General features: G+C 54.2%; 10 protein-coding genes. 8 read left to right on the forward strand and 2 right to left on the reverse strand.

Annotated features, from left to right (window positions below; all coding sequences use genetic code 11):
- Positions 1-97: 97 nt before the first annotated feature.
- The 5 genes from IOB61_RS16400 (at position 98) to IOB61_RS16420 (ending at position 6700) form a co-directional block, all read left to right on the forward strand.
- Positions 98-946 (forward strand): TrbG/VirB9 family P-type conjugative transfer protein, encoded by an 849-nt coding sequence (locus IOB61_RS16400; protein ID WP_290819009.1) that lies wholly within the window; start codon positions 98-100, stop codon positions 944-946.
- Positions 943-2205, forward strand: a complete 1263-nt coding sequence (locus tag IOB61_RS16405) for a TrbI/VirB10 family protein (RefSeq protein ID WP_290819011.1) — start codon at positions 943-945, stop codon at positions 2203-2205. Before IOB61_RS16400 ends, IOB61_RS16405 begins: the two co-directional genes overlap by 4 nt.
- Entirely contained in the window at positions 2202-3209 is a 1008-nt protein-coding gene (virB11, locus tag IOB61_RS16410; RefSeq protein ID WP_290819013.1) for a P-type DNA transfer ATPase VirB11, read from the forward strand. The genes IOB61_RS16405 and virB11 overlap by 4 nt, the downstream gene beginning before the upstream one ends.
- 190 nt (positions 3210-3399) lie before the next feature.
- A complete protein-coding gene (locus IOB61_RS16415; RefSeq protein WP_290819015.1) occupies positions 3400-5133 on the forward strand; it encodes a DUF1800 domain-containing protein in 1734 nt (577 codons plus the stop codon).
- 10 nt (positions 5134-5143) lie between these two features.
- A complete protein-coding gene (locus IOB61_RS16420) occupies positions 5144-6700 on the forward strand; it encodes a DUF1501 domain-containing protein (protein ID WP_290819017.1) in 1557 nt (518 codons plus the stop codon).
- 57 nt (positions 6701-6757) lie between these two features.
- Here IOB61_RS16420 and IOB61_RS16425 read toward each other — a convergent pair whose 3' ends face one another.
- Entirely contained in the window at positions 6758-7681 is a 924-nt protein-coding gene (locus IOB61_RS16425; protein WP_290819019.1) for a tetratricopeptide repeat protein, read from the reverse strand.
- Between the two features lie 127 nt (positions 7682-7808).
- Between IOB61_RS16425 and IOB61_RS16430 the strand changes: the two genes are divergently transcribed.
- The 3 genes from IOB61_RS16430 to IOB61_RS16440 all read left to right on the forward strand — a co-directional run bounded on the left by IOB61_RS16430 (position 7809) and on the right by IOB61_RS16440 (position 10597).
- Positions 7809-9188: a M17 family metallopeptidase gene (locus tag IOB61_RS16430; protein ID WP_290819021.1), complete on the forward strand. Its 1380-nt coding sequence runs from the start codon at positions 7809-7811 to the stop codon at positions 9186-9188.
- Positions 9189-9322: 134 nt separating this feature from the next.
- Positions 9323-9736, forward strand: coding sequence for a MarR family transcriptional regulator (locus tag IOB61_RS16435; protein WP_290819023.1), 414 nt, complete (start codon positions 9323-9325; stop codon positions 9734-9736).
- 12 nt (positions 9737-9748) lie between these two features.
- On the forward strand, positions 9749-10597 hold the full coding sequence (locus IOB61_RS16440; protein WP_290819025.1) for a C40 family peptidase: 849 nt from the start codon (positions 9749-9751) through the stop codon (positions 10595-10597).
- Between the two features lie 55 nt (positions 10598-10652).
- Here the strand turns inward: IOB61_RS16440 and IOB61_RS16445 are convergent.
- Positions 10653-11381: ammonium transporter (locus IOB61_RS16445; protein ID WP_367272867.1), on the reverse strand; the 729-nt coding region annotated here is incomplete at its 5' end.

Raw genomic sequence — 11381 nt, forward strand, 5'->3', positions numbered from 1 at the left:
CTACAACAGCTACTGGACAGCCACCAGCACAAGCTATGCCTGCAGCACAGCCGCAATCTAAAACCGGAAATCCAAATGGTGAGGAGTTCCCCGCCCAATGACGCGCTTTAAGCCACGCTGGAACATCTGTTTAGCTGTCGTGTTTGCCACGCTGGCGATAGGTGCTGAGCCTGTGCGCGCCCAAATGCGAGAAGTACCGATTCCGGGAGCGGTTGATCCTCGCGTTCAAACCGTCTTGTTCAAAGAAGATAGTGTTGTCTCCTTGCGCGGTCACTATGGCTATCAGATGATGATTGAGTTTGGGGCAGATGAGCGCATTGAAAATGTCTCAATTGGTGACTCACTTGCATGGCAAGTCACCCCAAATCGGCGTGCCGATACGCTATTTGTGAAGCCGATTGAATTTGACGCCGCGACGAATATGTCGGTGATTACTTCCAAGCGCCGATATACGTTCCAGTTAAGTGCAGAAGAGCCAACCAGTCCCGGTGATCCAAACATTATTTATCGCGTGAAGTTTACGTATCCGCCGGAGCCTGTTCCGCCGGAGCCGAAAGACTTGGTTCCGCAGCCTACCGCGAATGCCAATCAAAATTACTCCGTCTCTGGTAGCACGCGAAATGTACCTTCCAGAGTTTTTGACGATGGTCAGCGTACCTATTTGGAATGGCCAGCGGGAGCCGCCACCCCAGCGGTCTTTGCGCTAGGTGCGGACGGCTCTGAATCCTTGGTCAACTTCATCATGCGCGGCAATGTCATGGTGGTGGAACGTGTTGGCCCCGCATTTATTCTGCGCAACGGCACCGACCAAACCATCGTAAGCAACGATTCTTGGCGGGAGCCAGACCCTGGTCCAAACGCGCCGGCTATGCGATCATCTAGCCGGAATAAACCAAAATCTCGCGGTTTATTTGGTCTCGGCGCACCTAGGGAGGCGAAGCCATGAGCCCAACGAACGCGGCCTCACCCGAGCCAGCTGATTCCTTAACGGCCAGCTTACCAGGATCAGAACAGACTAGTGAGCCTGCGTTGTCAGAACTGATTGTCGATGCCACGCCGGCTGTTGCCTATCCAGACCGGCCTTGGGTGATGATTGCAGGTGTCGTGGGTGCACTTGCGCTTGGAACGATTGTGTTCACAACCATGGTTTCCGCCCAAAAACGCGCCGGGGCGGGCGATGTGGTTCCAACACGCGATGCAAAAAATGATGGCAGTCTGGGGCAAAGCATTCCGGAGCCGCCGACGCTTTTCGCCCAAGCCGCTCCCCAGCCCATTGTTCCACCTCAACCCGTAGTGCCGGAAAATCCCGTTGCAAACGAGGCTGTACCCCCTCCTCAGCCTTGGACGCCTTCGCCGCCACCACCACCTCCGCCGCCTGTGCGCGATGTCTATCGCCCTATGCCAGCTGCGCCGCCGCCGCAACCGCCCTCCAGAACAGGAGCAGATTTAACCCAGCGCATGCGTTCGCCTGCACTGATCGTTGACCTCGTTCCCGCTGGTGCAGCGGCTGAGGCCGCAGCTAGCGCGGCAGCGGCGATTAGCGGTGGCGGCGGCGACAATGATGCCTTCGCTGCTCGGGTAAGCTCTGGTGAAGTTCCTGCCGCGCGCGCTGGGACGCTGCGCAACCCTAAGACAACTGTGCCGCAAGGTGCCCTTATCGCAGCAGTATTGGAAACGGCGATAAACTCGGACTTGCCCGGCTTCGTGCGGGCTGTAGTCAGTCGAGATGTATTGAGTTTCGACGGAACGCGCGTCCTAATCCCGCGCGGTTCGCGATTGGTTGGTCAGTATCGTTCAGAGGTGGCGTTAGGCCAGTCGCGCGCATTTGTGGTTTGGACCCGTTTGTTGCGTCCGGATGGCGTTTCAGTCCAGCTCGCGTCACCAGGCACCGATCCGTTAGGTCGGGCTGGATTAGATGGCAAAGTTGATCGACACTATTTGCAGCGTTATGGTCCAGGGTTGTTATCCACGGCAATCAGTGCCGCTTTGAGCAACACAAATTCCAACCAACTGGTCATTGGGACAGCTCAAACTATTCCCAGTGCAGTTTCGTCTGGTGAAACGATCAAGCCGACGGTTACAGTGAAGCAAGGAACTGCGATCCAAGTCTTTGTAGCGCGCGACCTCGATTTCTCATTGAACCCAACCTCACCGTCTCTGGGGGCTGTTCCGGTTGTTGATACACCATCTGGGAACAAGCCATGAGTGGGCCTCATGGCACACCTCAGGTTTTAGGGGGCGTTTACCTCTCTGCGTTCTTGGAGCCACTTTCAGGTTGGCTCAGTCGACCGGACGTGACTGATATTCTTGTGAACAGACCCGGAGAGGTCTGGGTTGAAAGTGTCACGGGAGGTATAGTGCGTCATGAAGCCCCAGACGTCACCCAGATAAACTTGACGCGGTTGGCTGCACAGATTGCCCGGATTTCTAAGCAGGGGATCAGCCGCGAGCACCCCTTGCTGTCTGCTAGCTTACCGACGGGCGAGAGAATTCAGATTGTGCTTCCGCCTGCGACCCGCGGCGAAGTTGCTCTGGCAATACGGAAGCACGTGCTGACAGACCTTACTTTGGATGATTATGTTTCCGCAGGTGCCCTTTCCCACATCGTCGGTGCTGGCGGTACGAAAGCGTCTTTTGATCCGGACAAAGAACTGAAGGCCAGTCTTGCTCATGGAGATGTGACGGCTTTTCTGCGGCTGGCTGTCCAGCAAAAGCGGAATATCGTTGTCTCCGGTGGTACAGGTACGGGGAAGACAACCTTCCTGAATGCTCTTTTGAAAGAAGTTAGTTTAGAAGAGCGCCTAATCCTAATTGAAGATGCCGCTGAAATTCGATTGGTTCATGAAAATGCTGTGGGACTTGTTGCGGTAAAGGGTCAAACCGGCGAAGCACGCGTCGACGTGGATGATCTCTTGCAATCCGCCCTTCGGATGCGGCCTGACCGCATCATTGTCGGCGAATTGCGCGGCAAGGAGGCCTTTACTTTTTTGCGCGCCATAAACACAGGCCATCCCGGTTCAGTGACCACATTGCACGCTGACACTCCAGATGGAGCCCTAGAGCAATTGGCGTTAATGGCGCTTCAAACCGGCACAGCCATGACCCATGCTGGCATCCTAGCCTATGTGCGCAGCGTCGTAGACGTCATTGTTCAATTGGAGCGTAACCAAGGTCGACGGCAAGTACGTGAGATTCGTCTCTTACGATAGGTCCCTAGGGCCGAAGTTTAGTTTCTAGATACGTTTCTCTTAAAACGATCCCCTTAAGTAAAAATTTGCCAATAAACTACACCCTTCTTTATAATATTTCGAGCTAGTAACCATATTGGTAGCAAGGGCTATAGACGTTAGAATTGTGCCTGCACAATTGGCGAGATGGCTACTTGAGGTGGGGTGTGTTATGAGCAATCGTTGGATTAAAGTAGCTAGTGCTGCGTTAGTATTGGGACTGGTTTCGGCCTGTGGCGGCGGCGGCGGGTCATCTGACTCGGGCGGTGGTGGCGGTGTTGTCGTGCCCCCTAGGCCGACAGCGGCAGAGACCTCGCGCTTCTTAATTCAATCGACGTTCGGTCCAACAGAAGCTGAGATTGAGGCAACTCGGAATACAACTTTCGCCGCATGGATCACAGCGCAGCAAGCCCTCCCTGTTGGTGCGCTCGCCCTCGACTACCTCAACACCCGTCGGGATCAATTGCGGAACCCACCCGCTCCGGCCGCGCCAAATCCAACGGCGGATGTGAACTCTACACATTTTTATGAGTATTTTTGGCGCGAAGCGGTTACTGCGCCAGATCAGTTGCGGCAGCGGACAAAGTTCGCACTGTCACAGATCTTTGTGATCTCATTTGCCGATCCGCAGATGAACGTCCGGGGTCTTGGTTCATACTATGATATGCTCGGCCGCAATGCCTTCGGTAACTATCGTCAGCTTCTGGAAGATGTGACACTTCACCCCATGATGGGTGTTTATCTGACCCATATAGCAAACCAGAAAGAGGACCCCACCACAGGTCGTTCGCCGGACGAAAACTTCGCACGCGAAGTCATGCAGTTAATGTCGATCGGGTTGTTTGAGCTCAATAATGATGGAACCCAGAAGCTTGATAGCTCGGGTAATCCGATCCCGACCTACACGGCTGCGGATATCTCAAATCTAGCGAAGGTCTTTACTGGCTTTAGCTGGTATGCGGCAACACCAACCAACTCGACCTTTGCGGGCGGTGGACGCAACGATGCATCCTTTGTGACCCCTATGATCGCGTACCCGAATTTCCATTCAACCTCCGAAAAGCGCTTTTTGGGCACGGTCATCCCAGCTTCGGCGACTTCGAACCCAGCTGGTGATCTGAAGATCGCTTTGGACACCATTTTCAACCACCCCAACGTTGGCCCCTTCATAGGGAAGCAGATGATTCAGCGTTTGGTGACCTCCAATCCAAGTCCAGCTTATGTAAACCGGGTGGCAAACGTCTTCAACAACAATGGTTCTGGGGTGCGTGGCGATATGGCTGCCGTAGTCCGTGCGGTTTTGTTGGATAGCGAGGCGCGCAATATGTCAGCCGGGGTGGACGCAAACTTTGGCAAGCTTCGTGAGCCAGTCATTCGAATGACGGGTCTGATGCGCGCTTTGAATGCCACCTCTACAAATGGACTGTGGCCAGTTGGTTCGACCAGCGCGTCCACGTCACTTGGTCAATCGCCTATGGCATCGCCATCGGTATTCAACTTCTTCCGGCCTGGCTATACGCCGCCAAACACGAAGACAGGCTCGCAAGGGTTGGTGGCCCCTGAAATGCAGATTGTCGATGAAGTCACCGTGGCTGGCTACATGAATACCATGCAGACTACCGTCAACACTGGCATCGGCGCCAGTAGTGACGTCAAGCTCTCCTATACAAAGGAAATGGCTGTTGCCTCCGATCCTGCCGCCTTGGTGGATCGCGTCAATTACCTTTTGACCTATGGCAACATGACCTCGGCGCGTCGCCAGCAGATCATTGATGCGGTTACCGCAATTACCATTCCGTCAGGTGGTACAACTACCCAAGCGCAAATTGATGCAGCTTTGCTGAACCGATCGAAACTTGCGGTATATCTGACCGTTGTTTCTCCAGATTACATCTTGCAGCGTTAAGGGGGCGGCCATGAAAGATTTACGTCATACACGTCGCCAATTTATGGCAACAACCGGTGCAGTTGGCATTGCTGCGCCTGTGGCAACTGCCTTTGGCATGCAACTGGCCGCGTTTAATTCGGCCGCCAGTCAAACCGCGGGTGGCTACAAGGCCCTAGTTTGCATCTTCCAATTGGGCGGCAACGATTCAAACAACACAGTTCTTGCTTCCGATACAGATTCTTGGAACCGGTACTGGGCAGCGCGGAACACTGGCTCGGACCCAATTGCACTAATGCCTGTGGGCACAGCTGCCGCGGCTGTTGGCTCAACCTCGTCAGTGACCGGCCGGACGGTAGGAGCCGGCACGCCAGAGGCATGGGGCGGCATCTTGCCATTCACGCCCAAAACCCCGCAGGCGATTCCAGCCGGCACGAACGCAACAACCCGCACCTTTGGCTTCCACCCGATGCTTGCCCCACTTTTGCCGATTTACTCCGCAGGACGATTGGCGGTGATTGCAAATGTCGGTTCACTTGTGGAGCCTGTTACCAAGGCTGAATACCAAGCTCGAACCAAAAAGGTCCCCGCAAATCTATTCTCGCACAATGATCAGCAGGCCGTTTGGCAAGCCGGCCTTACTGAAGGGGTCCGTACCGGATGGGGTGGCCAGTTTGGCGACTTGATGGCTTCAGGCAATGGTGCCAACAGCTTGTACACGGCGATGTCCACTGCGGGGAATACAGTTTTCCTTTCCGGGCGGACGGTCGTGCAGTATCAGGTATCAACCGGTGCAACACCTGCGGTTGTTGTGAATGCGGTCGGCGGTACGACGCTATTTGGCTCAAACCAAGGTCCTGCAAAGATGCGGGAGATCATCCGTGATACCGGTTTTGTCGCGAACATGGGATCTGATCATGCCACGATTGTAGGCCGCTCGCTTGATGCCTCGGTTACGCTGAATACAGCAGCTACTGGACCCTTGGTTACAGCGATCCCGACGCCACCTATTTATCGCAATCCAATCACCAACAATGTAGAAACCAATTCTTTGTCGGTCCAACTACAGACTGTTGCTCGTATGATTGCTGCGGCACCTGCCTTGGGCCTTCGCAGGCAAGTCTTTTTTGTGGCCGTTGGCGGTCACGATAGCCACGACTTCCAAAACACGGCTCAGCCAAATAACCTGAGCAAACTAGCGAACGCTATGGCAACTTTTGATGCGACTTTGGCCAATATTGGTGGCGTTGATATGCGCAGCTCTGTAACGACGTTCACGGGGTCAGACTTCTCGCGGACTTTCAATACAAATGGCGATGGTACAGATCACGCTTGGGGCGGGCACCATTTGGTGATGGGTGGTGCTGTGAATGGTGGCGATATGTATGGTCAGTTCCCAACCGTTGGAAGTGACTTGGGTACTTTCCGGAATCCCGACCAAACTGGCAATGCTCACATTCCGACCACATCAGTCGATCAATATGCCGCAACTTTGGGAACATGGTTCGGTGTTTCGAATACAGACTTGGCTGTCATTTTCCCCAACCTAAAGAATTTCTCTAGGCCAAATCTCGGATTTATGGCCTGATATTAGGGCAGCGAAATCAATCTAAAGGGCCGCTTCTCGATGTCGAGAGGCGGCCTTTTAGTTGGTCTTCTCCTGACGCAACTGAGTCCAGCGGCTTTCCCCACCATTTAGCATCGCTTTGAGATAGGCCGCGTTCTCGGAAGCTACAGCTGGCGGCAAATCACGGGTCGCCAAGCGCTCACTTTCCTCAAAGCGGCCTTGTAGACCGACAACTAGGGCTAGATTTTGCCGGGCTTGTGGGGGGGCCAGTGGACTATGATTAGCCCGCCTCAACATCTCTTCTGCTCTTTTTAGGTCGCCAGTCATAGCAATCGACAAGCCGTAATTGCTTAGGATCGTAGCGTCTTCTGGCGATAACTTTAGGCCTGCCTCATAGGCTGTGGCCGCAAGGTCGGGTCGTTCTAAACGGTCATAGACGACTCCCAATGCGGATTGCAGGCTCGCATCTTTTGGACTTAAGGAGATGGCCTTTTGCAAAGCTTGAAGCGCGGGCTCGTTCTCACCGCCCGCGACAAGGCCAAGGGCCAAGGCGCTCCATAATTGTGGACTCTCGCCTTTGACTTGCAGACCCATAGCTGCCAATTGAACAGCGCGCTCCGCGGAGCCAATTTTCCGTAGCGCAACCGAACCCTCTAATGCGGCTTCTGCATCGGCGGGATTTTTTTGAAGTTCGCCCATCCAAAAGCTTGCTTGATTTATCAGGTCAAGGCTACGTGCCGCTTGACGTTCTTTGGCGGTCGCCGGTTTTGCCGCGGCAATTTCCTCTGGCGTTGTTGCCTTTACGGGAGCGGTACCCGTTACAACATTTTTTGTGCCTGGGGTTCCCGGCGCCCCCTTAGCCGTCGGTTTCTTTGCACTGGCTTCAGATTTTTTGCCAAACAAAGGAAAGGCTTGAGCAGGCAAAGTGCCAAGAAAAATCAATCCAAAACCTGCCCCGATCAGGGCCGCGGGTAGGCGACGAGCACAAATGCGGAACGACATGGTGAAAGCCTCACGAATCACTGCAGCTAAGCATTGGTCAATCTTTGTTAACAAACCCTCAAGTGACCATATTGGCATTCCGAATTAAGCGCTTTTCATGAATTGAAGATCAGCCTAAAGAACCGCCATGCATCCAAATATTGCCTCTCAAGACGCTCCCTTCATCCCCATCCATGCCATCTCTTCCTCAGAGTGGCCGGCCTATATCGAAGGCAAGTCTAGCTCGCAGGCTGCTCTTGCAGCATACTATGAGTTTCGGGCGCAAGCAGGGCGCGTGCTTCTTGTTCCGGCTCCGGATGGCTCTTTGGAGCGGGTGCTGTTTGGGCTTGGTGCTAGCCTCGATGCAGCGGTCTTTGGGGCGTTGCCCAGTAAACTGCCTGCAGGTGACTATCGGATTGTGTCGCCGATTCCAAAAGATCAAGGCCATGCAATTTTGGTCGCTTACTTGTTGGGGACTTATGTCTTTGATCGCTATAAACGCAAGGATCACAGGCCGGCCCGCCTGATCCCGCCGGCGGGGGCTGATGTTGACGCCGCGAGCCTGACCGTCAGTGCGGTCAAACTGGGGCGGGACCTTGTCAATACACCGCCAAACGATATGGGGCCTGACGCTTTGGAAGCTGCGGCGATCTCATTGGGCGAAAGCCATGAGGCAGAGATTGAAGTAATCCGAGGCGAAGCACTGCTCACGCAGAATTATCCTCTTATACACGCAGTGGGGCGAGGGGCAGCTCAAGAGCCGCGCCTAGTGATTCTGCGGATTGGCCGCAAAGATGCTTATCCCCTCGCCTTAGTCGGAAAAGGGGTGACGTTTGACACCGGCGGGTTAAACCTAAAGCCCTCTTCCGGCATGGCGTTAATGAAGAAAGATATGGGCGGCGCTGCTTGTGTTTTGGCTCTTTTTTCTTCGCTTGCAAGTTCGCGTCTTGATATACGTTTATCAGTCTATATTCCGATAGTTGAAAACTCTATGGATGGTGGATCGTTTCGGCCCAGCGATGTGATTCGTGCCCGAAATGGCTTAAGTGTTGAGATTGACAATACGGATGCTGAAGGTCGACTTATCTTGGCAGACGCTGTGACGCGTGCAAGCGAAGACGGTAATGCGATGATCCTGGATATGGCAACTCTTACTGGGGCCGCGCGTGTGGCCTTGGGGCCAGAACTGCCGCCTTTCTTCACAGAGGATGACGAATTAGCCGCATCGTTGAACGAAGCAGCGGCACTTACAGGCGATCATTTGTGGCGCATGCCTTTGTGGCGGCCCTATGAAGACGATCTAGATAGCTCAATCGCCGATCTGAAGAATTCGGGTGGGCCTTTTGCAGGGGCGATCAATGGTGCGTTGTTCATCTCAAAGTTCGTCGCTGTGAACGAGCATAAACCTATCTGGGCGCATTTCGACGTCTATTGTTGGAACCCCAAGGAAAAGCCAGGTCGGCCGCAAGGCGGCGAAGTTCATGCAGTGCGCACGATTGAAGCCATGTTACGGAAAAGATTCGGCTAAATACATAGTTTCGGTTTCGTCTCTAGTCTTGCAAGCAATTGAGTTCGCTGGGACTCTTTCCACAAAATGCAAATCGATTCACCTAAAGGCGTCGATAGCACCGTCGCGTTCAGACACGGCCTTAGGGGTAGAAGTTGGATCAGTTTGCTGGACTCAATAAGCAAGCGCTTGGCTTGTGGTTGGACGTCACCTCTCGATCGGTGCAATCTGATGGGCCTGATCTGACAGCCCGTCAGACGGCCCTCATGTTAACAGTCTATCTTGAGCCCGGGCCCCATACTGTTCGTGCTCTAGCCCAGCGGCTTGGCGTGGGGAAACCGGCAATTGTGCGGGCGATCGATACGCTGCAGGAGGCTGGCTTTGTTGAGCGCCGACCAGATCCGAATGATCGGCGCAATGTCTTTGTGGTTGGAACCAGAGCAGGAGCAGAGCGTTTGTCGACATATGCAGCCTCCATCGCCCGTGGTATCGCTGAAATCACACAAGCTAGCCGGACAGCATCAGCAGATCACAGTACCCATCAAAACGCCCAGCCAAAAATGGCATGATGAGCAACGGATATGCTTGACCCAAATCTGAATCCCTATCGAAGCGACCTCGCAGCCTCAAAACTCAAAGGGATTGTCGAAGCCGCTCGCTATGTTGACCCGATTCCACATCAAGTGAGTGCCGGTGTCGCGCCTTTGCGCAAAGTTCCAGAGCCAGATGGCGAACAATTGAGCCAAGCACTTCATGGCGATGTTGTTGATGTCTACGAAGAACGAGGGGGTTTTGGTTGGGGCCAAATGCGGAGCGATGGCTATGTTGGCTGGTTTGATCTGGCTGCTCTGTCCGCGCCAGTTTTGGCAACGTCCCATAAGGTCAATGTGTTGCGCACCTATGCCTTTTCAGGGCCGAATGCTCGGGCGGCTCCACATTTCCTTTTGAGCCTCGGCGCACAAGTGACCCTCAAAGCTGAACGTGAAAATGGGTTTGTCGCAGTTGAGCGCGCGGGCTGGATATATGAGGCTCACTTAGCGCCACAATCGCAGATGGCCAAAGATCCCGTGGCGATTGCAGAACAGTTTCTTCATGCGCCGTATCAATGGGGTGGCGTTGAGAGTTTGGGCCTTGATTGCTCAGGCCTGATTCAGACTGCTTTCAGGGCGGCAGGCATCGCGTTGCCGCGTGATTCCTATATGCAGCGTGAGGTTGGCAAAGCAGTCCGTTTTGATGAAAGCCTAACCGGCCTTAAGCGGGGCGATATTGTTTGCTGGAAAGGGCATGTCGCTTTGATGACAGACGAGACCCACATATTGCATGCTAATGGCTATCATATGGCAGTGGCGCATGAGCCCTTGGCAGCGGCGGTTGAAAGGATCGGCGAAAGCTATGGTTCTATTCTAACCATCCGTCGTTTGGCCAATTAGGCACAAAAAAGGCCAGCGTTAAGCTGGCCTTTCTGGTTTGACGCAGGATATCGCCTTAGAGGTGATAGGCGCGTTCCCCATGCTCAGCGATGTCGAGACCTTCTTCTTGATCATCCACAGAGGCTTTGAGGCCGATCGTGTATTTGATGATGAAGAAGACGATTGCCGAAGCAACTCCTGACCAAGCGACTGTGACCAATACGCCTTTCAACTGATTCACGACTTGCTGGCCCATGTCATATGGAAGTGCTGGGCAGACGGCGAGGATTTTGCCGGCTTCATCGAAACACTTGGTGTAATCGACAATGCCTGCGCCACCCAAGGCTGGGGAAACCACAATACCTGTTCCGATTGCACCAATTATGCCGCCAATGCCGTGAATGCCGAAGGCGTCCAAGCTATCATCATATTTTAGCGCCGACTTCACGACCGAGCAGAAGAAGATACAGGCTGGCGAGACAACTAGGCCAAGGATCAGCGCACCCATGGGGCCCGCAAAACCAGCAGCTGGGGTCACAGCAACAAGGCCTGCAACGATCCCCGACGCCAAGCCAAGCATGGATGGGCGTTTGCGTGTCACCCATTCATAGATAACCCAGCTGAAGCCTGCGGCTGCGGTGGCAATAAAGGTATTCGCCATTGCCAAGACGGCATAATAGTTGGACTCGAGGTTCGAGCCTGCGTTGAAGCCAAACCAGCCCACCCAGAGAAGGCCCGCCCCGATAAAGGTCATGACCAGAGAGTGAGGTGGCATCGGCTCATTGCGATAGCCTGCACGGGCACC

The sequence above is a fragment of the Aquidulcibacter sp. genome, assembly GCF_020253525.1.
In the GTDB taxonomy this organism is placed as follows: domain Bacteria; phylum Pseudomonadota; class Alphaproteobacteria; order Caulobacterales; family Aquidulcibacteraceae; genus Aquidulcibacter.